At 73.3% G+C, this 24,331-nt stretch carries 21 protein-coding genes; 17 read left to right on the forward strand and 4 right to left on the reverse strand.

Annotated features, from left to right (window positions below; all coding sequences use genetic code 11):
• The first annotated feature begins 5 nt into the window (after positions 1-5).
• The 6 genes from R2740_RS01485 (at position 6) to R2740_RS01510 (ending at position 8,517) form a co-directional block, all read left to right on the forward strand.
• A complete protein-coding gene (locus R2740_RS01485) occupies positions 6-1,742 on the forward strand; it encodes a glycerol-3-phosphate dehydrogenase/oxidase (RefSeq protein WP_371300913.1) in 1,737 nt (578 codons plus the stop codon).
• 105 nt (positions 1,743-1,847) lie between these two features.
• The gene (locus tag R2740_RS01490; RefSeq protein WP_371300914.1) at positions 1,848-3,461 is read left to right on the forward strand and encodes a succinic semialdehyde dehydrogenase; all 1,614 of its coding nucleotides are present in this window, start codon (positions 1,848-1,850) and stop codon (positions 3,459-3,461) included.
• Positions 3,462-3,486: 25 nt separating this feature from the next.
• Positions 3,487-5,202: a GMC family oxidoreductase N-terminal domain-containing protein gene (locus R2740_RS01495; RefSeq protein WP_371300915.1), complete on the forward strand. Its 1,716-nt coding sequence runs from the start codon at positions 3,487-3,489 to the stop codon at positions 5,200-5,202.
• A 75-nt stretch (positions 5,203-5,277) separates the two neighbouring features.
• On the forward strand, positions 5,278-6,597 hold the full coding sequence (locus R2740_RS01500) for a nucleotide disphospho-sugar-binding domain-containing protein (protein ID WP_371300916.1): 1,320 nt from the start codon (positions 5,278-5,280) through the stop codon (positions 6,595-6,597).
• A 7-nt stretch (positions 6,598-6,604) separates the two neighbouring features.
• Complete coding sequence (locus R2740_RS01505; protein WP_371300917.1) at positions 6,605-7,558, forward strand: hypothetical protein; 954 nt, start codon at positions 6,605-6,607, stop codon at positions 7,556-7,558.
• On the forward strand, positions 7,555-8,517 hold the full coding sequence (locus tag R2740_RS01510; RefSeq protein ID WP_371300918.1) for an SIS domain-containing protein: 963 nt from the start codon (positions 7,555-7,557) through the stop codon (positions 8,515-8,517). Before R2740_RS01505 ends, R2740_RS01510 begins: the two co-directional genes overlap by 4 nt.
• On the opposite strand, the gene R2740_RS01515 is transcribed toward R2740_RS01510, so the two are convergent.
• A complete protein-coding gene (locus R2740_RS01515; RefSeq protein WP_371300919.1) occupies positions 8,486-9,442 on the reverse strand; it encodes a helix-turn-helix transcriptional regulator in 957 nt (318 codons plus the stop codon). The two genes, R2740_RS01510 and R2740_RS01515, sit on opposite strands and share 32 nt — an antisense overlap.
• 63 nt (positions 9,443-9,505) lie before the next feature.
• Here R2740_RS01515 and R2740_RS01520 point away from each other — a divergent pair, with 63 nt between their 5' ends.
• Positions 9,506-10,072: a DUF664 domain-containing protein gene (locus tag R2740_RS01520; protein WP_371300920.1), complete on the forward strand. Its 567-nt coding sequence runs from the start codon at positions 9,506-9,508 to the stop codon at positions 10,070-10,072.
• A gap of 6 nt (positions 10,073-10,078) precedes the next feature.
• Here the strand turns inward: R2740_RS01520 and R2740_RS01525 are convergent, their stop codons facing one another.
• On the reverse strand, positions 10,079-10,624 hold the full coding sequence (locus tag R2740_RS01525) for a hypothetical protein (protein ID WP_371300921.1): 546 nt from the start codon (positions 10,622-10,624) through the stop codon (positions 10,079-10,081).
• Positions 10,625-10,682: 58 nt separating this feature from the next.
• Between R2740_RS01525 and R2740_RS01530 the strand changes: the two genes are divergently transcribed.
• Together R2740_RS01530 and guaA are read left to right on the forward strand one after the other, a co-directional pair.
• Positions 10,683-11,267, forward strand: a complete 585-nt coding sequence (locus R2740_RS01530) for a TetR/AcrR family transcriptional regulator (RefSeq protein WP_371300922.1) — start codon at positions 10,683-10,685, stop codon at positions 11,265-11,267.
• A gap of 76 nt (positions 11,268-11,343) precedes the next feature.
• Positions 11,344-12,906, forward strand: coding sequence for a glutamine-hydrolyzing GMP synthase (gene guaA / locus R2740_RS01535; RefSeq protein WP_371300923.1), 1,563 nt, complete (start codon positions 11,344-11,346; stop codon positions 12,904-12,906).
• A 14-nt stretch (positions 12,907-12,920) separates the two neighbouring features.
• Here guaA and R2740_RS01540 read toward each other — a convergent pair whose 3' ends face one another.
• Positions 12,921-14,432 (reverse strand): PucR family transcriptional regulator ligand-binding domain-containing protein, encoded by a 1,512-nt coding sequence (locus R2740_RS01540; protein WP_371300924.1) that lies wholly within the window; start codon positions 14,430-14,432, stop codon positions 12,921-12,923.
• A gap of 65 nt (positions 14,433-14,497) precedes the next feature.
• Here R2740_RS01540 and R2740_RS01545 point away from each other — a divergent pair, with 65 nt between their 5' ends.
• Genes R2740_RS01545 through R2740_RS01555 form a run of 3 tightly spaced genes read left to right on the forward strand, consistent with a single transcriptional unit; the run spans position 14,498 to position 18,344 of the window.
• Complete coding sequence (locus tag R2740_RS01545) at positions 14,498-15,985, forward strand: aldehyde dehydrogenase family protein (protein WP_371300925.1); 1,488 nt, start codon at positions 14,498-14,500, stop codon at positions 15,983-15,985.
• A complete protein-coding gene (locus R2740_RS01550) occupies positions 15,982-17,157 on the forward strand; it encodes a CaiB/BaiF CoA transferase family protein (RefSeq protein ID WP_371300926.1) in 1,176 nt (391 codons plus the stop codon). Before R2740_RS01545 ends, R2740_RS01550 begins: the two co-directional genes overlap by 4 nt.
• A complete protein-coding gene (locus R2740_RS01555; RefSeq protein ID WP_371300927.1) occupies positions 17,154-18,344 on the forward strand; it encodes an acyl-CoA dehydrogenase family protein in 1,191 nt (396 codons plus the stop codon). Before R2740_RS01550 ends, R2740_RS01555 begins: the two co-directional genes overlap by 4 nt.
• A gap of 36 nt (positions 18,345-18,380) precedes the next feature.
• On the opposite strand, the gene R2740_RS01560 is transcribed toward R2740_RS01555, so the two are convergent.
• On the reverse strand, positions 18,381-19,883 hold the full coding sequence (locus tag R2740_RS01560; RefSeq protein WP_371300928.1) for an APC family permease: 1,503 nt from the start codon (positions 19,881-19,883) through the stop codon (positions 18,381-18,383).
• 159 nt (positions 19,884-20,042) lie between these two features.
• Here R2740_RS01560 and R2740_RS01565 point away from each other — a divergent pair, with 159 nt between their 5' ends.
• The 5 genes from R2740_RS01565 (at position 20,043) to R2740_RS01585 (ending at position 24,289) form a co-directional block, all read left to right on the forward strand.
• A complete protein-coding gene (locus R2740_RS01565; RefSeq protein ID WP_371300929.1) occupies positions 20,043-20,789 on the forward strand; it encodes a FadR/GntR family transcriptional regulator in 747 nt (248 codons plus the stop codon).
• Positions 20,782-21,516 carry a hypothetical protein gene (locus tag R2740_RS01570; RefSeq protein WP_371300930.1) on the forward strand — a complete coding sequence of 245 codons (735 nt, stop codon included), beginning with the start codon at positions 20,782-20,784 and terminating at the stop codon, positions 21,514-21,516. Before R2740_RS01565 ends, R2740_RS01570 begins: the two co-directional genes overlap by 8 nt.
• A gap of 63 nt (positions 21,517-21,579) precedes the next feature.
• Positions 21,580-22,794 (forward strand): cytochrome P450, encoded by a 1,215-nt coding sequence (locus tag R2740_RS01575; protein WP_371300931.1) that lies wholly within the window; start codon positions 21,580-21,582, stop codon positions 22,792-22,794.
• 58 nt (positions 22,795-22,852) lie between these two features.
• The gene (locus R2740_RS01580; RefSeq protein ID WP_371300932.1) at positions 22,853-23,041 is read left to right on the forward strand and encodes a ferredoxin; all 189 of its coding nucleotides are present in this window, start codon (positions 22,853-22,855) and stop codon (positions 23,039-23,041) included.
• A gap of 9 nt (positions 23,042-23,050) precedes the next feature.
• Positions 23,051-24,289 (forward strand): NAD(P)/FAD-dependent oxidoreductase, encoded by a 1,239-nt coding sequence (locus R2740_RS01585; protein WP_371300933.1) that lies wholly within the window; start codon positions 23,051-23,053, stop codon positions 24,287-24,289.
• The last annotated feature ends 42 nt before the right edge of the window (positions 24,290-24,331 follow it).

Here is a 24,331-nt window from a genome sequence, read left to right on the forward strand (position 1 = left end):
GCGTCATGACGCAGAGCAGCGCGTTGAGCCCCGCCGCCCGTGCCGAGGCGCTCACCGTCCTCCGGGCCACGAGCCAGCCGGCGGCCGAGCTCGACGTGCTGGTGGTGGGTGCGGGGGTGGTGGGTGCCGGCGTCGCCCTCGACGCGGTCACCCGCGGGCTCTCGACCGGGTTGGTCGAGCAGCGGGACCTGGCCTCGGGCACCTCCTCGCGGAGCTCCAAGCTGGTGCACGGGGGGCTGCGCTACCTCGAGATGTTCGACTTCGGGCTGGTCCGCGAGGCACTGGAGGAGCGCGGGCTCCACCTGACCCGGCTGGCGCCCCACCTGGTGCGGCCGGTCCCGTTCCTCTACCCGCTGCACCACACCTGGGAGCGGCCCTACGTCGGCGCCGGGCTGGCGCTCTACGACGGCATGGCGATGGCCGGCAAGTACGACATGGGCGTCCCCAAGCACCGCCACCTCTTCCGCAAGCAGGTCGCCCGGATCGCACCCGACCTGAAGACCGACGAGATGGTCGGCGCGATCCGCTACTACGACTGCCAGGTCGACGACGCCCGCTGGGTGATGACGATCGCCCGGACCGCCCAGTCGCACGGCGCGGTGGTCGCGACGCGCACCAAGGTCACAGGCTTCCTCCGCGAGGGGGAGAGGGTGGTCGGCGTTCGCGCCCGCGACCTCGAGACCGACACCGACCTGGAGATCCGGGCCCGGGTGGTCGTCAACGCCGCCGGGGTCTGGACCGACGAGATCCAGGAGCTCGTCGGCGGTCGTGGCTCGCTCGACGTGCAGGCCTCCAAGGGCATCCACCTGGTCGTGCCGCGCGACCGCATCCGCTCCGAGGCCGGCTTCATCACCAAGACCTCGACGTCCGTCCTGTTCGTGATCCCGTGGGGGCGGCACTGGATCATCGGCACCACCGACACGGCGTGGGACCTCGACAAGGCCCACCCGGCCGCCAGCAAGGCCGACATCGACTATCTGCTCACCCACGTCAACACGATCCTCAAGGACCCGCTCGACCACGACGACGTCGAGGGGGTCTACGCCGGCCTGCGACCGCTGCTGAAGGGCGAGGACGAGGCGACCTCCAAGATCTCGCGCGAGCACACCGTGGTGACTCCGGTGCCCGGCCTGGTGATGATCGCCGGCGGCAAGCTCACGACGTACCGCGTGATGGCCAAGGACGCCGTCGACGCCGCGGTGCCCACCCTGCGGCACCTCACCGCCACCACCACCCGGGAGTCGATCACCGACCGGGTGCCGCTGGTGGGCTCGCAGGGATTCGAGACCCGGACCAACCAGCGGGTGATGCTGTCGCGCAAGAGCGGCGTCCCCGTCGGTGTGATCGACCATCTGCTGGGCCGGTTCGGCGGCATGGTCGACGAGGTGCTCGACCTGATCCGCGACCGGCCGGAGCTGGCGACGCCGCTGCCGGGTGCCGAGGACTACCTCTCGGCGGAGATCGTCTATGCCGTCACCCACGAGGGCGCGCGCCATCTCGACGACGTGCTCGCCCGGCGTACCCGTGTCTCCATCGAGACCTTCGACCGCGGCGTCGCAGCCGCGCGGCCGACCGCCGAGCTGATGGCCGGACCCCTCGGGTGGGACCAGGCGCGCATCGACGAGGAGGTCGACCACTACCTCCGCCGGGTCGAGGCCGAGCGGCAGAGCCAGCTGAAGATGACCGACCAGGAGGCCGACGAGGCCCGGGTCTCCGCTCCGGAGATCGTCGAGACGGCCTGAGTCGCCACCCAAGGGGCACGAACCGCATGGTGCGGCCGGCGATGGGTGCGGAATTGGACCACACCGCAGCACCAGCCGGCCCACCCCTGGCCTAGTCTCGGCAGTATGACGTCGCAGCACCCTGCCGACCCGGCGGTCGGCCCCCGCGATCCCGAACACGACCCGACGGCGTCCTACGCCCTCGACCGGTCCTATGTCGCTGCCCTCACCGACCGGATCGCCGCCACCTCGGGGCGGACCGAGGAGGTGCGGTCGCCGCTCAACGACCAACCGCTGGCCCACCTCCCGCAGTCCACCGGCCAGGACGTCGCCGACGCGTTCGCCCGGGCTCGCAGGGCACAACGGGCCTGGATGCGGGTCGACCTCGACGATCGGGCCGAGGTGCTGCTTCGGCTCCACGACCTGGTGCTCGACCGGCTCGACGAGATCCTCGACCTGATCGGCTGGGAGTCCGGCAAGTCCCGCAAGCACGCGTTCGACGAGCCGCTGCACGTCGCGCTCACCGCGCGCTACTACGCCCGCACCGCGCATCGCCACCTGCGGCCCTCCCGCCGGCCCGGCGTGATGCCGGTGCTCACCCGGGTCGAGGTCAACCGGGTCCCCAAGGGCGTCGTCGGCGTCATCTCGCCGTGGAACTATCCCTTCACGATGGCGCTGTCCGACGGTCTGCCGGCGCTGCTCGCGGGCAACGCGGTGGTCACCAAACCCGATCATCAGACGATGCTCAGCGCCCTGCTCGGGGCCGAGCTGCTCGAGGAGGCCGGTCTGCCCGCGGACCTGTGGCAGGTGGTCGCCGGCCCCGGGCAGGAGATCGGTCCGGAGGTGATCCGGCATGCCGACTACATCGCGTTCACCGGCTCCACGGCCACCGGCCGCTCCATCGCGAAGGCCTGCGCCGACCGGCTGATCGGCTGCTCGCTGGAGCTCGGTGGCAAGAACCCGATCCTGGTGCTGCGCGACGCCGACGTCGAGCGGGCCGCCGAAGGGGCCGTCCGCGCCTGCTTCTCCAACGCCGGCCAGCTGTGCGTCTCCACCGAGCGGATGTACGTCGCCGACCAGGTCTACGACCGCTTCGTCGAGCGGTTCGTCGCCCGGACCGAGGCGATGTCGCTGGGCGCCTCGCTCGACTGGGGCGTCGACATGGGCCCGCTGATCTCGCAGCGACAGCTCGACGCGGTCCAGGCGCACGTCGACGACGCCGTGGCGCAGGGCGCCCGCGTGCTGACCGGCGGCCGGCACCGACCCGACCTCGGGCCGTTCTTCTTCGAGCCCACCATCCTCGAGGGTGTCACGCCCTCCATGGTCTGCTTCGGCCAGGAGACCTTCGGGCCCGTGGTCTCGGTCTACCGGTTCCACGACGAGGCGGAGGCCGTCGCCCGCGCCAACGACGGCGACTACGGCCTGAACGCAGCGATCTACAGCCAGGACGGCTCCCGGGCCCGGGCGCTGGCGGCGCAGATCCGCTGCGGCAGCGTCAACATCAACGAGGCGTTCGGAGCCACGTTCGGCAGCATGGATGCGCCGATGGGCGGCATGCGCGACTCCGGCCTCGGACGCCGTCAGGGCGCCGAGGGGCTGCTCCGCTACACCGAACCGCAGACGGTCGCCACCCAGCGCCTGCTGCGGCTCTCGCCGATGCTCGGCATGTCCGACGAGGCCTACGCCAAGGTGATGACGGCCTACATGCGGGTCTCCCACAAGCTCGGTCGCGCGGGGTGAGCGGGGCCGGGGAGGAGCGCGAACGATGACCGACTACGACGTCCTGGTCGTCGGCTCCGGCTTCGGCGGCTCGGTGGCCGCGCTGCGGCTCACGGAGAAGGGCTACCGGGTCGGGGTCCTGGAGGCCGGCGCCCGCTTCGCCGACGACGAGTTCGCGGCGACCTCGTTCGACACCCGGAGGTTCCTCTTCCGGCCCGAGGTCGGGTGCCTCGGCATCCAGCGCATCGACCTGCTGCGTGACTGCCTCATCCTCTCCGGCGCGGGTGTCGGCGGCGGCAGCCTGGTCTATGCCAACACCCTCTACGAGCCGCGGCCCGCGTTCTACGACGACCCGCAGTGGCGCGACATCGCCGACTGGCGAGCCGAGCTGGCGCCGTACTTCGACCAGGCGAAGCGGATGCTCGGCGTGGTCGAGAACCCCGTGCACACCCCCTCCGACGAGGTGATGCAGCAGGTCGCCGACGAGATGGGTGTGGCCGACACGTTCCACCCCACACCGGTCGGCGTGTTCTTCGGCGGTCCCGGGCAGCAGCCCACCGACACCGTCGCCGACCCCTACTTCGGCGGGCTCGGCCCCGACCGCAACCCCTGCCGCAACTGCGGCGAGTGCATGACCGGCTGCCGTCACAACGCCAAGAACACCCTGGTCAAGAACTACCTGCACCTGGCCGAGGCGGCCGGAGCGGAGATCCTTCCGCTGAGCACGGTCACGCGTGTGGTGCCCCGCACCACCGGCGGGTACGCCGTCCACGTCCGGCCGACCACCTCGCTGGCCGGTCGGCGCCGGGCCCACACCCGGGTGCTGAGCGCCGACCAGGTCGTGTTCGCGGCCTCCGCGCTGGGCACCCAGCGGCTGCTGCACGCGATGCGGGACGAGGGGTCGCTGCCACACCTCTCCGCCCGGCTGGGCCAGCTGTCGCGCACCAACTCCGAGTCGATCCTCGGCGCCGTCGGGGCCGTCGACACCGGAGCCGACTACAGCCAGGGGGTCGCCATCACCTCGTCGTTCCACCCCGACGAGGACACCCACATCGAGCCGGTGCGCTACGGCAAGGGCAGCAACCTGATGTCGCTCCTGCAGACCGTGCTCACCGACGGCGACGGTCCGGAGCCGCGCTGGCGCACCTGGGCCAAGGAGATGTGGCGGCAACGCCGCGGCCTGCGCGACTTCTGGGACTTCAAGCACTGGTCGGAGCGCTCGGTGATCGCCCTGGTGATGCAGAGCCGCGACAACTCGATCACCACCTACACCACGCGGTCCCGGGCCACCGGCCGGCGGGTGCTCACGTCGCGCCAGGGGCACGGCGAGCCCAACCCGACGTGGATCCCCGTCGCCAACCGCGCCGTGCGGATCATGGCCCGGATCATCGGCGGCCGCCCCGGCGGCACCATCGGCGAGCCGTTCAACCGTCCCCTGACCGCCCACTTCATCGGGGGCGCCGTGATCGGCGCCGACGCCGACTCCGGTGTGGTCGACGGCTGGCAGCGGGTCTTCGGCCACGAGGGCCTGCACGTGGTCGACGGCACCGCGCTCTCGGCCAACCTCGGGGTGAACCCGTCGCTGACGATCACCGCCCAGGCCGAGCGCGCCATGGCGTTCTGGCCCAACAAGGGGGAGCCCGACCCGCGCCCCGCCCTGGGCGAGGCGTATGCCCCGGTGCCGGCCGTCGCGCCGCGCGCTCCCGTGGTTCCCGAGGACGCGCCGGGCGCGCTGCGGCTGCCCATCGTCGGCGTCTCCTGACCATGGCTGCCCAGGGGACCCCACGGCGCCCCTGGGGCCGGTAGCCTTCGTCCGCCCCCTCCGGAAGGAGCCCGGATGACCGACCAGACCGACCGGCTCACGGTGCTGTTCATGCCCGAGTCCGCCTACGGCCCGACCAACCAGTGCATCGGGCTGGGCAAGGTGCTGCTCGACCGCGGGCACCGGGTGGTGTTCGCGGCCGAACGGTCCTGGGAGGGCAGGCTGGCCCCGCTGGGCTTCGTGGAGGCCCTGGTCGACCTGGCCGAGCCCGACCCCGACGCGTCGGAGGAGGCGGCCGGGCAGTTCTGGATCGACTTCATCAACGAGACGGCACCGGAGTTCCGCAAGCCCACCATCGAGCAGCTGGCGTCGTTCATCCAGCCGACCTACCAGGCGCTGATCGACGGAGCGAGGTACTGCGAGCCGCAGCTGCGCGCGATCATCGAGGAGCACCGGCCCGACGTGCTGGTCGAGGACAACGTGGTGGCCTTCCCGGCGCTGCTCACCTCGGGCGCGCCGTACGTCCGGATCGTGTCGTGCAACCCGCTCGAGGTCCGCGGCGACGACATCGCGCCCGTCTTCTCGGGCTACGCCGAGGACGACCACGGACCGTGGGCGGCGTTCCTGGAGGAGTTCGACCGCACCCACGGCGAGACCTGGGCGTCGTTCAACGCCTGGGTGCAGGAGCAGGGGACGCCGGCGCTGCCGCGCCGCGACTTCATCCACACCTCGGCCGCCGCCAACCTCTACGTCTATCCCGAGGCGCTCGACTACGTCGCCGCGCGCCCGCTCGACGACACCTGGCACCGGATGTCCTCCAGCGTCCGGGAGACCGACGAGGACTATCGGCTGCCCGACGACGTCCGCGACCGGCCCGCCGACTCCGCGCTGATCTACCTCTCCCTCGGCTCGCTCGGCGGCGCCGACATCGGCCTGCTGCAGCGGCTGGTCGACCTGCTCGGGACGACCCGGCACCGGGTGATCGTCAGCATGGGGCCGCGCTCGGACGAGATCCGGCTCGCCGACAACATGACCGGTGACGCCATCGTGCCGCAGACGAAGATCATCCCGCAGGTCGACCTGGTGATCACCCACGGCGGCAACAACACCACCACCGAGTCGATGCACTTCGGCAAGCCGATGATCGTGCTGCCGCTGTTCTGGGACCAGTACGACAACGCCCAGCGCGTCCACGAGCGGGGCTTCGGGCGCCGGCTCGCGACCTACGACTTCGCCGACGAGGAGCTGCTGGCGGCGGTCGAGGAGCTGCTCGGTGACAGCGCGCTGCGCCAGCGTTGCGCGGAGGTCGGCGCGCAGATCCGTTCCGAGGAGGGGCTGCGGGTCGGCGCCGACGTCATCGAGCGGGTCGGCCTCGAGCACCGCGCCGGGCGCTGACGCGCCGGTGGTCGCGTCGTTCCCGCTACGCGTCCGGGAGGTCTCGGGGGAGTGGCGGCAGCCATCGCCCACACCCGGTGACAGCACGCGCTTCGTCGCGCTGCTGGCCGGTGGCGACGGGGTGCCCGACGGGTTCCGGCTGACCCGCGGCGACCCGGCGGACGCCGACCCCGTGGAGCGCCGGATCGAGGTCGACCAGACGAACTCCTCGTGGGTGGTCGGCGAGGCGGTCGTGGTCAAGTGGATCACCGAGCCGCTGGTCGGGCCGCAGCCCGCCGCCGAGCGGCTGCGCCGGCTCGCCGAGGCCGGGTTCGCGGCCACCCCGCGCCTCCGGGGGCTCGCCGAGTGGTCCACCCCGGACGGTCACTGGGTGCCGGTCGTGGTGGCCTCCGACCTGGTGCCCGAGGCCACCGACGGCTGGACGTGGTGTCTCGAGGAGGCGCGGGTCGCGCTGGGTCTGCGCTCGGGGGCGTCCCAGCCCTTCGCCACGGCGTTGGGCGAGCTGACCGGGGTGATGCACCAGGCGCTCGCCGACGGGCCGACCGGGCCGATCGCCGACCACGGCGACTTCCACGTCGGGCAGGTGCTGCGGACACCGGCGGGCCGACTCTTCGTCATCGACTTCGACGGCAACCCGACGCTGACACCGCAGCAGCGAGCGGCCCACCGCCCGGCGGCGTACGACGTCGCGGGCATGCTGGTCTCGCTGGAGAACGTCGGCCACGTGGTCCGGCGCTACGATCCGCAGCTGGCCGAGGCCGACGTGGTGGCCTGGACCGATCGCGTCCAGGGCGAGTTCCTGGACGGCTACCGCAGCGTGGCCGACGCGCTGCTCGACCTCGACCTGCTGGAGCCGCTGATGCTCGACCAGATCCACCGCGAGCTGGCCTATGCCGACTCCCACCTGCCGCGCTGGCGCTACGTGCCCGAGGCCGCGCTGCGGCGCCGGGGGCTGTCGTGAGTCCCGAGCTGTTCCTGGCCGACCTGGAGGCGAAGCCCGAGACGCTGCGGTCGTTGGACGTGGGCGACGCGTGGGGCTTCGTGCGGTCACCTGCCGAGGTGCTGCTGCTCGGCATGGGCTCCTCGCACTACGCCAACCTGGTGGCTGCCGCCCGGCTGCGCGCCGGGGGCGTGCCGGCGGTGGCCGAGCTCGCCAGCAGCGACCTGCTGCCCCGGGTCTCGGCCGAGACGTTGGTCGTCGCGGTCTCCGCGTCCGCCGGCTCGGTGGAGACCCTGGACGCCGTCGACCGGATCGGCGCGCCGTTCGTGGCGTTGGCCAACCGGCCCGGCCCGCTGACCGAGCGCGCCTCGCGCACCGTGTGGATGGAGGCCGGCGAGGAGCGCGGCGGGGTGGCCTGCCGCTCGTTCCAGCACACGCTGGCGCTGCTGCTGGCCCTCGAGTCCCGGCTGACCGCTGGGCCGCCGCCGCCCGTGGGGCTGGCGGCCGACGCGACCGCCGACCTGCTGTCGCGAGCCGCCCACTGGCGGCCGCGGCTGGCCGAGCTGCTGCTCGGGCCGTCCGGCACCCACGTGGTCGCACCCGCGCGGCGGCTGTCCTCGGCGCTGCAGTCGGCGCTGATGCTGCGGGAGGGCCCGCGGCTCCCCGCCGTCGGGTGCGAGACCGGTGACTGGAGCCACGTCGACGTCTATCTCACCAAGACCACCGACTACCGGATGCTGCTGCTCGCCGGCTCCCGCTGGGAGCCGCAGCTGCTCGACTGGACGGGCCGGCGCGGGTCGACGGTCGTGGCCGTCGGCGCCGACGTGGCCGGCGCCACCGAGACCTTGCGCTTCCGCCACGACGAGGTCGACGACGTGCGGCTGCTGACCGAGACGCTGGTCGGCGAGCTGGTCGCCGCCCACGCGTGGATCGAGGGGACCGCTGCCGTCAGCCGGCGGCGGCCCGGAACGTCTCACTGAGCCGCAGGCAGGCGTCCCGCAGCTCGACGGGGGAGACGACCTGGAACGGCACGCCGAGGAAGGCGAGGCGGGCGGCGTAGTGGCCCGGGTCGTTGGTGGAGCCGACCACGCGGGTGCGGTCGCCGCCGAGCGGCTCGAGCCGGCCGTGGGTGCGCGGCAGGAACCGGGCGACGTAGGCGGGCGGGGCGTCGACGACCAGCTCCACGTCGTGCGCCCACCCCTCCGACAGGTGCTCGTCGACCACCGCGACGGGGTCGAGGCCGGCCGGTGGCTCGAAGGGCTCGTCCAGCTCGCGCACGCTCCCGACCCGGTCGATGCGGAGCACCCGGCGCGCGCTGACCGTGTGCGACCAGCCGAGGACGTACCACCGCTGTCGGCGCAGCACGACGGCCCACGGGTCGATCTCCATGGGCCGCTCCGGCCGCGCCTCGGGCGCGTAGCCGATGCGGACCCGCCGCCCGGCGGCCGCGGCCTGCACGAGTGCGGCCACCGTCTCGGGGTCCACCCGCGGGCCGGTCGGCTGGTAGGCCGTCGACACCTCCCGCACCGCCCGGGCCGCGGTCGCCAGCGACGCGGGCAGCACCCGGACGATCTTGTGCAGGGCCGTGGCCACCGGCTCGTCGGCGTCGGGGTCGGCGGCCGTGTCGCCCCGCCCCTCGAGCACCGCCATCACCAGGCCCAGCGCCTCCGGACCGGTGAACATCAGCGGTGGCAGCCGGAGTCCGCGGCCGGCGCGGTAGCCGCCGTAACGGCCCCGGGTCGACTCGATCGGGATGCCGGCCCGGCGCAGGGTCTCGACGTGCCGGCGGACCGCTCGCTCGGACACGCCCAGCCGCTCGGCCAGGTCGGCGGCCGCGATCCCGGGCCGAGCCTGCACCAGCTCCAGCAGGGCCAGCGACCTCGCGGTCGGAGAGGCATCGTCCATCAGCGTCATCGTCGCGCCCTCTGCGGTCGGGAACCGTCCGGAAAGGAGCCTAGGCTCTCGGCCATGCACGAGGAAGACACGACCGACAGCGTGACCGGGCTCCCCGTCGAGCCACCGATGGGTGGCTCCGAGGTCGACTCGCTGCTCGGCGAGCTCGAGCGGCTCCGGCGCACCTTCGCGTGGAAGACCGGTGACCTGGACGCCGCCGGACTGCGCGCCACCACGGCCGCCTCGTCGATGACGCTCGGTGGCCTGGTCAAGCATCTCGCCCTGGTCGAGGTCGACTGGTTCGCCGCCAGGCTGCGCGGGGAGAAGCACGGCGAGCCGTGGGCCACCGCCGACTGGGATGCCGACCCCGACTGGGAGTGGCACTCGGCGGCTGAGGACTCACCCGACGAGCTCTACGCCCTGTGGTGGGCCTCCACCGACCGCGCTCGGCGCTGCCTGGCCGAGGCGCTCGCCGGCGGCGGCCTTGACGGGCCGGCGGCGTTCACATGGCCCGACGGCCGGCGACCGTCCACCCGGCGAGTCGTCGTCGACATGGTCGAGGAGTACGCCCGACACCTGGGCCACGCCGACATCCTCCGCGAGGCGGTCGACGGCCGGGTCGGCGAGGACGCGCCGCGGTGACCTCGATCAGCGCTCGGCGCGACGGCGTACGGCGCGCAGCATCTCGCGCCGGATCAGCCCGCTGAAGGGCCGGATGACCCGCCAGTAGCGTGCGAAGGCCCGGCGGGCATGTCCGTCGGTCGGCTCGCAGAGGGTGGTGGTCTCGAGTCGGGTGCGCCCCCCGGGGAGCTCGTGGAGGCGGAAGTCCATGCCGAACTTCAGCCAGCCGCGACCGGAGAACGCAGCGATCTCGTCCAGGGTCGCCATGTCCGGGCCCCGATCGGGGACCGGCTGCCACGGGCGTGCCACCCGGACGCCGGCTGCGTAGTGCGGTGGGTCGGATCGCACCGTCTCGACGGGCCCGCCGGGCCCCAGGAGGGGCACGGGGCGACCGCGTCGCAGGCCCAGCCCGCGGGCGAGCATCAGGGGGCGGGTGAGCCGCAGCTCGGCCCAGGTGGTGGCGTGGAGGGCGTCCCAGACCCGATCGGGTGGCGCCTCGACGACCGTGCAGTGGTGCTCGACGAACTCCGCCGCGGGCAGTGCGGCGGCCAGCGTGGTGATCGGTGTGCCCATGGACCGCTCCCTTCAAAGTGAATCGGAATTCTAGAACAGTTCCTCTAGAATGACACCCGTGGCTCGACCTGCCAAGTTCACCGACGACCAGGTGCTCGACGCGGCCCTGGCGGGCGTCGCCCGCTCCGGCCACGCGGTGACGGTCACCGAGGTGGCGGGGGAGCTCGGCGGGCCGGTCGGCTCGATCTACCACCGCTTCAGCTCCCGGGACGTGCTGTTGGCCAGTCTCTGGCTGCGCAGCGTGCAGCGCTTCCAGGCCGGCCTCTTCGAGCTGGCCGCGTCGGGCCCGGCCGGCACCGCGTTGGTCGAGTGCGCACTGCACGTCCCGCGCTACTGCCGGGCCCATCCGGACGAGGCCAGAGCGCTGACGCTGTTCCGGCAGACCCGCTTGCTCGACGACTGCCCCGCCGAGCTCGAGGACCAGGTCGCCCACGTCAACGACGATCTCCTGGCCCTGACCCGGCGGCTGACACGGGAGCGCTACGGCCGCGCCGACCGGCGGCACACGGAGCTCGTGGGGCTCGCCACCCGGGTCGCTCCCTACGGCCTGGTCCGTCCCCATCTCGGCCGCGCCGTCCCGAAGGTCGTCGACGAGGCGGTGGAGGCGTCGGCCACCGCGATCTTGGCGTGTGGCGACGGGTGAGGCGCCACGTGCTCGACACCCGCGGCCGGATAGACTCGCGGCTTCACCGACGCCTGCGAGAAGAGAGGCCGCGCGAGTGCAAGAGGTGGCACACGATCTGGTCCTGGTGGTCGACTTCGGGGCGCAGTACGCCCAGCTGATCGCGCGGCGCGTGCGCGAGGCGCGGGTCTACTCCGAGATCGTGCCGCACACGATGCCGATCGCAGAGATGCTGGCCCGCGAGCCACGCGCGATCATCCTCTCCGGGGGCCCGTCCTCGGTCTACGAGCCGGGAGCGCCGGCCGTCGACGCCGCCGTCTTCGAGGCCGGGGTGCCGGTGTTCGGCATGTGCTACGGCTTCCAGCTGATGGCGCAGGGGATGGGGGGCCGGGTCGAGCACACCGGTGCCCGGGAGTACGGCCGGACCCAGGTCCGGGTCTCGGCGCCGGGAGTGCTGCTGGCCGACCTGCCCGCCGAGCACAAGGTCTGGATGTCCCACGGCGACTCGGTGGCCCAGGCGCCCGACGGCTTCACCGTGCTGGCAGCGACCGACGTGACCCCCGTGGCCGCGTTCGAGGACCTCGACCGGCGGATCGCGGGCGTGCAGTGGCACCCCGAGGTGCTGCACACCGAGCACGGGCAGCAGGTGCTCGAGCACTTCCTCCACGACATCGCCGGATGCCGGCAGACCTGGACGATGGTCAACATCGTCGAGGAGCAGGTCGAGAAGATCCAAGCCCAGGTCGGCGACGGTCGTGCCCTCTGCGCGCTGTCCGGCGGTGTCGACTCGGCGGTCGCCGCGGCCATCGTGCAACGGGCCATCGGCGACCGGCTCACGTGTGTCTACGTCGACCACGGCATGATGCGCTCCGGCGAGACCGAGCAGGTACGCCGTGACTTCGAGGCGGTCTTCGACACCCTCGACGTGGTCGACGCCTCGGAGACGTTCCTCGGAGCGTTGGAGGGCATCGTGGACCCCGAGGAGAAGCGCAAGATCATCGGTCGGGAGTTCATCCGGACCTTCGAGGCCGCCGAGGCGCGGGTCTTCGGCGACGCGGCCGCCGGCACCACCGCCTACCTCGTGCAGGGCACCCTCTATCCCGACGTCGTCGAGTCCGGCGGCGGTGCCGGCACCTCCAACATCAAGTCGCACCACAACGTCGGCGGCCTCCCGGACGACCTCCAGTTCGCGCTGGTCGAGCCGCTGCGCACGCTGTTCAAGGACGAGGTGCGCCAGGTGGGCGAGCAGCTCGGGCTGCCCTCGACGATGGTGTGGCGGCAGCCGTTCCCCGGCCCCGGGCTGGGCATCCGGATCATCGGGGAGGTGACCCGCGAGCGTCTCGACATCCTGCGCGCTGCCGACCTGATCGCCCGCGAGGAGATGACCCGCGCCGGCCTCGACCGGCAGATCTGGCAGATGCCGGTCGTGCTGCTCGCCGATGTCCGTTCGGTCGGGGTCCAGGGTGACGGACGCACCTACGGTCACCCCGTCGTGCTCCGCCCGGTGACCTCCGAGGATGCGATGACCGCCGACTGGGCCCGGGTCCCCTACGACGTGCTGGAGCGGATCTCGACCCGGATCACCAACGAGGTCCCGGAGGTCAACCGGGTGACCCTCGACGTCACCTCGAAGCCGCCGGGCACCATCGAGTGGGAGTGACCGGCGTCCGGCTCTCACGTGGGGGTCGTGAGCGCCAGCGTGAGCAGGGCCCGATGGCGAGGGTCGTCGAGGTCGAACCCGGCGATGTCCGCGGCCCGTCCGACCCGGTGGCGCAGGGTGTGCCGGTGCACGCCCACGGCCTGGGCGGCCGGGTCCCAGACCGCGTGATGCCGGAGGTAGGCCGCCAGGCTGGGCACGAGATCCGCGCCGTGCGCCGCGTCGTACTCACGCAGGGCGGTGAGCCAGGGATCGACCACGGAGAGCACGGTCGGGTCGGCGGCGACCAGGGCGGCGGGATCGGTCGCGAGCGGGACCACCGAGCCCGGCGGCGCCGCGGCGAGGGCGCGCCGCACGAGCGGCACCATGGTCGGCAGGGCGGCCAGCGACACCGGCGGCGACAGCACCGCGCTGGCGACCTCGGGCAGCGAGGCGGCCAGCGCCCTGGCGCCGGCAGGTGACGTCAGCAGCAGCCACGCGGAGTGACCGCCCGGCTCCGGGGCGGCGAGGAGCGCCTGCGTCCGCACGGCGGCGCTGACCACCCGGCGAGCGACGGCGTCGTCGTCGACCCTGAGCCCGGTGAGCACGAGCAGGTCGTCCGGGTCGAGGCCGGCGGCCCGCGCCAGGTCGGCCGGGTCGCTCGTCCTGCCGCTGAGCAGCTGGTCGAGGATGCGCTCCCGCAGCGTGTCGTCCGGCCGCCCCGACTGCTCCACCTCGAGCGTGAGGACGCCGACCGCATGGCTCACCACCAGCCGTTCGGTGGGATCCAGCGGGGTCGCTCGGGCCACCGCCAGCCAGGCGGTCACCTCGCGGGGCGCTGGTCCGAGGGGCTGCACCTCCAGGGTCCGCGCGGCGTCGCTCACGACCACCGGCCCCGGTGCGCCCTCTGCGGCGACCGCCTCGAGGACCTCGGCCACGGGAACGGCCGGGGCACCGGCCCGGGCGAGGACCAGCCCGTCGCGGGTGAGGGCGAGCGTCGCGACCCCCACGGCGCGCGCCAGCTCGGCACAGACGCCCGCCGCGCCGCGTCGTACGGCCGCCCGGGTCAGCCGCTGCTGGGCCCGCACGGAGGCGCGCAGCCGCTCGGCCCGGAGCTCCGCCACCCGGTCGGCGACGGCGCGGACCACCGCCAGGAACGGCGTCTCCAGCGGGACCTCGAGCAGCGGAAGTCCCCGGTCGCGGCACGCGGCGGCCACCGCGAAGGGCATCGCCGCGAACCGCAGACCGGTCCCGACCCCGAGGGCGCCGACCCCCGCCTCGTGGAGCCGGGCGACGTAGGCCTCCTGACCCTGTTTGGTGCGCGGCAGCCGCAGTCCGGTGGTCAGCACCAGGCCCGGCCCGGCGCGGTGCGGAGCGGGGAGCCAGGGAGCCGGGTCGTCGAGCTCGATGGCGTGCGCCCACCCGACGGCCAGGCCGGGGTCCGGCAGATGGTGTGGCACCAGGGCCAGGTCGGCTCGCTCCACCAGCCACCGCAGCGGGACCAGCTCGGCGTCGGGGCTGGCCATAGTGGCAGAGGAGAGGCGCTTCATGCGCCGAAGTGTAGTGTTCCCGCGCTCCTCCGCGGGCCTATCCTGACCGGCGGAGGAGGCCGACCATGTCCCTGGACACCAGCTATGCAGCCCGCACCGGTGCGCGGCGGGAGGAGCTGCCGACCACCACGGCCGACGAGCTGCAGCGCCAGGTCGCCGCCGCGGCCGCCGCCGCCGACGACGTGGCCGCTCGGCACCCGGACGAGCGCCGAGGGTGGCTGCGGGCGCTCGCCGACGCCCTCGACGCGGCTGCGGACCTGCTGGTGCGGGTCGCGGACGCCGAGACCGGGCTCGGCGAGGAACGGCTCGCCGGTGAGCTGGCGCGATGCGCCCAGCAGCTGCGGTTCTACGGCGACGTCGCCGCCGAGGGCTCCTGGCTGGAGCTGACCGTGGACCACCGGACCGAGACGACGCCGGACCTGCGCCGGATGCAGGTGCCGCTCGGCCCGGTGGCGGTGCTCGGGGCCAGCAACTTCCCGTTCGCGTTCGGGACGCTCGGCCACGACACGGCCTCGGCGCTGGCCGCCGGATGCCCCGTCCTCGGCAAGATCCACCCGGCACACCCGGAGACCGGACGCCGGCTGGCCGAGGTCGCCGCGACGGCCCTGGCCGCGGCCGGCGCCCCCGAGGGGACCCTGGCCGCCGTCTCGGGCTTCGAGGCGGGGGTTGCCCTGGTCGAGGCTGCGCCGGTGGCCGCGGTGGCGTTCACCGGCTCGCAGGCCGGCGGGATGGCGCTGTGGCGCGCCGCCCAGCGTCGCCCGGTGCCGATCCCCGTCTATGCCGAGATGGGCACCGTCAACCCCGTCGTCGTCACCGGTCGGGGGACCGACCGCCTGGACGAGGTCGCGGCCGGCTTCGTGGCGTCGTACACCCTGGGCATGGGCCAGTTCTGCACCAAGCCGGGTCTGCTGCTCGTCCCGGCGGGCCACGGCGCGGCGGATCGGGTGGTGGCCGCCCTCGAGGCGGCGTCGCCCTCCGGGTGGCTGCTGACCGAGTCGATCGCCGAGGCCTACGACCGGGGGCGGGCCCGGCTCGCCGACGCCGGTGCCCGGCAGGTCGGCCGGGCGGCCGCGCCGGCGGGCGGCTGGGGCGCCGAGCCGACCGTGTTCGCGGCCGCCGCGAGCGACGTGCGCGCGGGTTCGCCGCTCCTCGAGGAGTGCTTCGGGCCGACGGCCCTGGTCGTGGAGTACGACGGCCGAGCCGAGCTCGAGGGCCTGCTCGCCGGCCTGCCGGGCGCGCTGGCGGCGAGCGTGCAGAGTGGCGGTCCCGACGACCCCGAGGTGCCCGCGCTGGTGCGCGACCTCGGTCGCCGGGTCGGCCGGGTGATGGTGGACGACTGGCCGACCGGCGTCGCACTCACCTGGTCACAGCAGCACGGCGGCCCGTGGCCGGCGACGACCCAGCCCACCGCGACCTCGGTGGGCGCCGCCGCCCTCGGTCGGTTCACCCGTCCGGTGACCTGGCAGAGCGTGCCGGGCCCCGCCCTGCCCCCGCCGCTGCGCGAGGACAGCCCGTGGCGGCTGCCGCGTCGGGTCGACGGGAGGTTGGCGTGAACGAGGCACCCCTGGCGGGGGTGAAGGTCGCCGACTTCAGCCGGGTGCTGGCCGGCCCGCTGGCCACCATGACGCTCGCCGACCTGGGCGCCGAGGTGGTCAAGGTCGAGCGGCCCGGCACCGGGGACGACACCCGGCAGTGGGGTCCACCCTGGGACGCCCACGGGTCGTCGTACTTCGCCTGCGTCAACCGGTCCAAGCGCAGCGTCGCCCTCGACCTGCGCGACGCGGGCGACCTGGCGGTGGCCCGGCGGCTGGCGGCCGAGGCCGACGTGGTCGTCGAGAACTTCCTCACCGGCACCATGGACCGGCTCGGGCTCGGCTTCGACGCGCTCGCCGCGGACAACCCGCGGTTGGTCTACTGCTCGATCACCGGGTTCGGCAGCGGCGAGGGGGCCACGCTGCCCGGGTACGACTTCGTCGTGCAGGCCGTCGGTGGGCTGATGAGCATCACCGGGCAGGCCGGGGGCGAGCCCACCAAGGTGGGCGTGGCGCTCGTCGACGTCCTCACCGGCAAGGACGCCGTCATCGGCATCCTCGCCGCGCTGCGCGAGCGGGAGCGAAGCGGCCTGGGGCAGCGGATCGAGGTGTCGCTGCTCACCAGCCTGCTGGGTTCCCTCGTCAACCAGGCCTCCGCCACGCTGACGACCGGCGTCGCGCCCGGACGGATGGGCAACCAGCACCCCTCCATCGCGCCGTACGAGACGCTGCGCTGTCGTGACGGCCTGGTCGCCGTGGCGTGTGGGAACGACGACCAGTTCCGGCGGTTGTGTGGGGTGCTGGGGGTGGGCGCCGTGGCTGTCGTTTCGGCACAAACGTCATCAAACGGCGACCCGGGCATGTCGTTTCTGCACAATCGCGACCGGGTCGAGCACCGGGCGGCGCTGGTCGAGGTGCTGGAGCGCGCGCTGGCGACCGACGACGCGGAGACCTGGGTACGCCGGCTCACCGAGGCGGGCGTCGCGGCCGGTCAGGTCAACGACGTCGCCCACGCCCTCGAGTACGCCGACCGGCTCGGGCTCGACCCCACCGTCGAGGTGGGCGACGGGCATCCTCGGCAGGTCCGTCACCCGATCCGCTGGGGCCGCAGCCCGCTACCCCCACCCACCCCACCCCCGACGCTCGGCCAGCACACGACCGAGATCCGATCCCACCTCCAGGAGCACCGATGAGCACCGCCGACCAGCTTCCCCCGTTCGACCCGGCCGACCCCGCGGGCATCGACGACCTGCTCAGTCAGGAGGAGAGGGACGTCCGCGCCTCCGTCCGCCAGCTGGTCGATCAGGTCGCGCAGCCGCACGTGGCGGGGTGGTTCGAGGAGGGCCGGATCGACGACCCGCGCGGCCTGATGCGCAGCTTCGGTGAGATGGGGCTGCTCGGGATGCACCTCGAGGGCTACGGCTGCGCCGGCATGTCCGCGGTGGACTACGGCCTGGCCTGCCTCGAGCTCGAGGCCTGCGACTCCGGGGTCCGCTCGATGGTGTCGGTGCAGGGATCGTTGGCGATGTACGCGATCTGGCGGTTCGGGTCCGAGGAGCAGAAGCAGGAGTGGCTGCCCCGGATGGCGGCCGGCGAGGCCATCGGCTGCTTCGGCCTCACCGAGCCCGACCACGGCTCCGACCCCGGCGGCATGCGCACCCGCGCGGTCCGCGACGGCGACGACTGGCTGCTCGACGGCCGCAAGATGTGGATCACCAACGGCTCGATCGCCGACGTGGCCGTGGTCTGGGCGCAGACCGAGGACGGCATCCGCGGCTTCGTCGTGCCGACGGACACCCCGGGCTTCTCGGCGCCGGAGATCAAGCACAAGATGTCGCTGCGCGCCTCGGTGACCAGCGAGCTGGTGCTGGACGGCTGCCGCCTGCCCGCCGATGCGGTGCTGCCCGAGGTGCGCGGGCTCAAGGGCCCGCTGTCCTGCCTGAACGAGGCGCGCTACGGCATCGTCTGGGGCGCCCTCGGCGCCGCGCGCTCGTCCCTCCACGCCGCTCTCGAGTACGCCGGCGCGCGCGAGCAGTTCGGCAGGCCGATCGCCGGCTTCCAGCTGACCCAGGCCAAGCTCGCCGACATGACCCTGGAGCTGGTGAAGGGGCAACTGCTCGCGCTGCACCTCGGCCGCCGCAAGGACGCGGGCACGCTGCGGCCCGAGCAGGTCAGCATCGGCAAGCTCAACAACGTCCGCGAGGCCCTGGAGATCTGCCGCACCGCCCGCACCATCCTCGGCGCCAACGGCATCTCCCTGGAGTACCCCGTCATCCGGCACGCCAACAACCTCGAGTCCGTGCTGACCTACGAGGGCACCGTCGAGATGCACACGCTGGTGCTCGGCCAGGCGCTCACCGGCCACGCCGCCTTCCGCTGACCTCAGGCTCGGGTCCTCAGGCTCGGGTCGTCAGGGTCAGGTCCGGGGGATCGCGTCGTCGTAGGGCGCGTCGGAGCGGTCCGCTGCCGGGTGCAGGGCCATGTAGACCACGCCGACCCCGACCACGATGACGACCGAGAGCAGCACGATCCAGTTGTCGTACCACGGGACGTCGGGGGTGCGTGGCCAGGCCAGGTTGACCATGGCGATGACCCCGTAGGCCAACGCGGCGACGTTGACCGGAAGGCCCCAGCTGCCGAGGGTGTACTTCCCGCTGGGGACCCAGCCCTTGAGTCGTGCCCGCAGCGCGGCCAGCACGACCATCTGGAAGGCGATGTAGATGCCCACGGCGGCGAAGCTGATGATCTTCACGACCGCGTTGGCCGAGAAGTAGGAGCCCAGCACGATCACGGCCGGGATCGCCGCGGCCACGAGGAGCGCGAACGGCGGCACGTGGCGGGTCTGGGAGAACCGCCGCAGCAGCGAGGAGCCCATGATCATGTCGTCGCGGCCGTAGGAGTAGGCCAGCCTGCTGGCGGCCGCCTGCAGGCTCATCGCGCAGGACACGAACGAGATCAGCACGACGGCGAGCACGACCCGGGATCCGGTGGGTCCGAAGGCGTCGGAGAGCAGCGTGCTGACCGGGTCGACGTCGTCACCGGCGATGACCGCGGGGATGTCGGAGACCGCCAGGATGAGCGCGAGGCAGACGAAGGTCGCCGCTGCGCCGCCGACGTAGATCGTGCGACGCATCGCCTTGGGGATCAGCCGGCCCGGGTCGGGCACCTCCTCGGCCACGTCGCCGCAGGCCTCGAAGCCGTAGTACTGGTAGACGCCGATCAGCGCCGCCGCCGCGAAGGCGGGGAAGTAGCTGCCGCCGCCCCCGGTCCCGAAGGTGTCGAAGAGGACGCCGAAGCTCTGCTCGCGGTGTGCGATGAGCAGCCAGCCGCCCACGGCGAGGGCGCCGACGATCTCCGCGGTGAATCCGAAGATCGCGGCCCAGGCGAGCACCTTGGTGCCCAGGAAGTTGATGATGGTCGCGATCGCGATGGTCGCCAGCGCGCCCCAGATCACGTTCATCGTCGTCGCCTCGATGCCGAGGAACGGCGCGATGTAGAAGCCGGCGCCGTAGGTCACCGACGCGATCGTGGTCAACAGCGCGACCAGGTAGACCCAGCCGGTCATCCAGGCGTATCGGCGCCCCCACAGCCGCCGCGCCCACGGATAGACGCCACCGGCTACGGGGTACTGCGCCACGACCTCGCTGAAGACCAGCGCGACCAGCAGCTGTCCGACACCGACGATCACGAGGCTCCAGATCATCGGCGGCCCGCCGGTGGCGAGCGCGAACGCGAAGAGGGTGTAGATGCCCACGACGGGCGACAGGTAGGTGAACCCGAGCGAGAAGTTCGCCCAGGGACTCATGTCCCGGCGGAACTCGGACTCGTAGCCCAGCGCGTGCAGGTGCGCGGCGTCGTCGTGGTCGTGGTACTCGTAGTACCCATCGGCATCGTGGGGGGACGGGGCGGAGGTGTCCATTCGGTACTCCCGAAGGTGAGGCGACGGATGTCGGCGCGCCGGCCACGCGACCGAGACGGACCAGGCGTGGCGAAAAACTACAATTCTATGGGATAAAGCGTCAAGGGTCGGCTCGAGTCGACTCGCGCATGAGCGGGGGAGAGGGGAGACGATGACGGCGTGAGCGCGCTGACACAGCTGATCGGCCCCCTGCCGCCCCAGAGCCGGGCCGCCGACGTCGTCGACCGCGTCACCGAGGCCATCCATCTCGGGCTGCTCGGCGACGGCGAGCAGCTGCCCGTCGAGGTCGAGCTGGCGCGGCTGTTCCGGGTGGCCCCGATGACCGCGCGCGAGGCGCTGGCCGAGCTGCGCGACCAGGGACTGGTCGAGACCCGCCGAGGACGCACCGGCGGCTCGTTCGTGCGCCGGCCGGCCGGGCCGCCCGTCGACTTCCTGCGTCAGCGGCTGGCCGCGATGACGCTGACGGAGCTCCGCGATCTCGTCGACGAGCATCGCGCCGTCGCCGGCCAGGCGGCGCGACTGGCCGCGGAGCGCGCGGCCCAGGTCAACATGCGCAGGCTGTTCGCCCTCACCGACCAGCTGCGCACCTCCAGCTCGCTGGGCGACCGGATCCGGGCCGACTGCCGGTTCCACATCGAGGTCAGCATCGCGTCGCACTCGGAACGGCTGACCCGGCGGGAGGTCTCGCTGCAGGCGGAGGTCTCCGGGCTGCTGTGGCTGCCGCTCGGGCCGCCGGTCGATGTCGAGACCGTGGTCGCCCAGCACCACGCGATCGCCACGGCCGTGGTGTCGGAGGACCCCGAGAAGGCCCGGCGGCTGGCCGAGGAGCACGTCGACGCCGAGCTCACCCGCATGCTGGCCCTGCGGCTGCAGGTGGACGAGGACGGAGGGCCGGCCGATGGCTGAGGCGCGACGGGGCGACGACCGGAGCCTGGCCGCCGTCGCCGCCGACGTGGGGGCCGTGGTCGATCCGCTGTTCGCGGCCCTCGAGGAGCTCGCCACCCGCGTGGTCGCCTGCCGGACCGGTGCCCGGCACGGGCACTGCACCGAGCGCGACCTGGTCGGGCTCGAGGACGCGATCATGACCGGGCTCGACGAGCATCCTGCCATGGCCGGCCTCGGCTACGTCGCCGCGCCCGGCTCCGTCGGCGAGCAGCAGCGCTACCTGCTGTGGTGGTACCGCGCGGGGCAGGAGCGGGCCCGGCTCAAGCTCAACTTCGACCCGGCCAGCGTCGACGTCTACGACTACCTCGACATGGAGTGGTACCGCGCTGCCGAGCGGGGCGGGCCCCGCAACGCCTTCGGTCCCTACGTCGACTACTCGGGGGCCGGCCAGTACGTCATCACCGCCAGTGTTCCGGTGGTCGACGGCGCGTCGTTCCTGGGCGTCGCCGGCGCCGACCTGGCGATGGCTCTCCTGGAGCCGCTGCTCACCCGGACCCTGCTCTCGGGTGGGGCCGAGATGGTGCTCGTCAACGACGAGCCGCGGGTGATCGCGGCCAACACGCCTCGGTGGGTCCCCGCCGCCAAGCTGCGCGCGCCGCAACCGGGTCGCGACGGCTTCACCGAGGTGGTCGCGGTCCCGGGCGGCCCCGGGTGGGTGCTGGCGTCCACCGGCGTGAGCACCCCTTGACAAAAAAACTCTAAGTTTGGAGTATTACGCCCCTGACGAGGTCTTCGTGAAGGGGTGACGGGCATGACGTCGACGATCGGTGCCGATCCGACCGGACTCCCGGCGCTGCCGGTGACCGACCCCGGCTTCGCGATCACCTCCGACCTCGTGCACCGGGCCCGGGAGCAGAGCTGGTGCGCGACGACGCCGTACGGGCTGGCGGTCCTGCGCTACGAGGAGATGAGCCGCCTGCTCAAGCACCCCAAGCTGCGCCAGGGGAGCGTGGCCTGGCCGGCCCACCACGGGGTCAGTGAGGGGCCGTTCGCACGCTGGTGGGCGAGCTGGATCCTGAACAAGGAGGGGGAGGAGCACCACCGCCTGCGGCGGCTGATGAACCCCGCCTTCTCGCCGAAGCTCATCGGCGGGCTGGTGCCGCGCTTCCAGGCCCTCGCCCACGAGCTGGTCGACTCCTTCCGGCATCCCGACTCGTGCGAGTTCGTGTCGGAGTTCGCCGAGCCCTACGCGGCCCGGGTGATCGCGATCATGCTCGGCCTCCCCGAGAGCGAGTGGCCGATCATCGCCAAGGAGGCCAGCACCGTCGGCCTGGCGCTGAGCGTGACGATCCGCGACGACCTGCCGCGGATCGAAGGCGCGCTGGCCCGGCTCTACGACTACGCCGACGAGCTGATCGAGGACCGCCGCCGCCGGCCGGCAGACGACTTCGTCACCGCCCTGGTCAACGCCTCCCGGGCCGAGGACGGCCGCCTCAGCCACGACGAGCTCCGGGACGGCCTGGTGCTCCTGGTCTTCGGCGGCTTCGACACCACCCGCAACCAGCTGGGCCTCGCGATGCAGACCTTCCTCGACCACCCCGACCAGTGGGCCCTGCTCGCCGAGCGGCCCGAGCTCGGCCGGGCGGCGGTCGAGGAGGTCATGCGGGTGAACCCGACGGTCCGCTGGGTCACCCGTGAGGTCCTCGAGGACTTCGACTTCGGCGGCGTACGTCTCCGCGCTGGCACCACCGTGCACCTCTACAGCGAGTCCGCCGGCACCGACCCCCGGGTCTTCGAGCCGGGGTTCGACCTGACCGCCGAGCGTCAGCCGCACTTCGGGTTCGGGGGCGGCGCCCATCACTGCCTGGGCCACTTCGTGGCGCGGGCCGACATGAGCGAGGCACTGCCGCTGCTGGCCCGCCGCCTTCGCGACCCCCGGCCGCTCCCCGGCGCCAGCTGGCTGCCCGACTCGGGCAACACCGGTCCGATCCGGCTGCCGATCGGCTTCACGCCAGGTCCCGCATGACCACCCGGTCGGCCGTGCCGACCGGCCGCCCAGCAGACCCCACGCCAAGGAGACCCCGATGAAGGTGACCGTCGACCTCACCCGGTGCCAGGACCACGGCCAGTGCGCCATCGCCGCGCCCGACGTGTTCCGGATCAACGACGAGGGTCGCTTGGAGTACGACGGCGAGCCGGCCGACGACCGACGCGACGACGTCGAGGAGGCGGCCGACGTCTGTCCGGTCCAGGCGATCCTCGTCGAGGACTGACGAGCGCCGATGACCGACAGCCGGATCGCCGTGGTCGGCGGCTCGCTCGGGGGCCTGCGTGCCGCCGAGCAGCTGCGCCGTGCCGGCCACGCGGGTCCGATCACGGTCTACGGTGCTGAGCCCCACCCGGCCTACACCCGCCCGCCGTTGTCCAAGGAGCTGCTCGCCGACCCCGACGTCCTCGATGCCGAGGCGCTGGCGGGGAGGGTCGAGCTGCGTCGCCGGTCGACGGTCGGCGACGTGGACTTCCGCTGGGGGAGCCGGGTCGTCGAGGCCGATCCCGCCGCCGGGCGGCTGACCTGGCGGAGCGCGGACGCCGGCTCGGCCACGCGGGCGGCCGGCTTCGACGGGCTCGTCGCGGCCACCGGACTGCGGCCGCGTCGCCTCCCGCTGCCCGGTCCACAGCGCGGGCGGGTGGCGCTGCGCACCGTCGACGACTGCGCCGAGCTGCGCGCCCTGCTCGCCGGTGGGCCGGCCCGGGTGGTGGTCATCGGCGCCGGCTTCGTCGGCGTGGAGACCGCGACCACCCTGCGGGGGCTCGGGCATCACACCACCGTGGTGGAGCCGGCGGGGCCGCCGATGAGCCGCGTGATCGGTGACGGTCCCGGCCGCGCGATCCAGGCGTGGCACGAGGGCGCCGGCGTCGAGTTCGTCATCGGCCGCGGCGTCGAGGGCGTCGCCGGGACCGAGCGGGTGACGGGGGTCGTGCTCGACGACGGCACGCTGCTCCACGCCGACGTGGTCGTCGAGGCGGTCGGCTCGCTGCCCAACGTCGAGTGGCTGGCCGGGGCGGGGCTGGACCTCACCGACGGCGTGCTGTGTCGCAACGACCTGTCCGTGCCTGGGGCCGACGCGATGGTGGCCGTGGGTGACGTGGCGCGGTTCCCCAACCCGCTCTTCGACGACGTGCCCCGTCGGGTCGAGCACTGGTCGATGCCGGCGGACACCGCCCGGCGGGCGGCGGCCACGCTGGTCGCCCGGCTGTCCGACGCGGCCCCCGACCCGACGCCGTTCGCCCCCGTGCCGTCGTTCTGGAGCGACCAGGGGCAGCTCCGCCTGCAGAGCTCCGGGATGCCGGCCCTCGGCGTCCCCCGGGTCGACGAGGGCGACCCGAGCGACCCGCTGGGCGGCGTGCTGGTGAGCTATCACCGCGACGGCCGCCAGGTCGGCACCCTCGCCGTCAACCTGTCCGCGGCCCGCCAGCGGGAGCTGCGCGACGCCGCCGTGCACCTGCCCAGCACCGCCTGACCGACCCTTCCCGGCGACCCCACCGCCCGACCGAATCGAGGA

The organism is Nocardioides sp. (assembly GCF_041393715.1).
Classification (GTDB): Bacteria; Actinomycetota; Actinomycetes; order Propionibacteriales; family Nocardioidaceae; genus Nocardioides.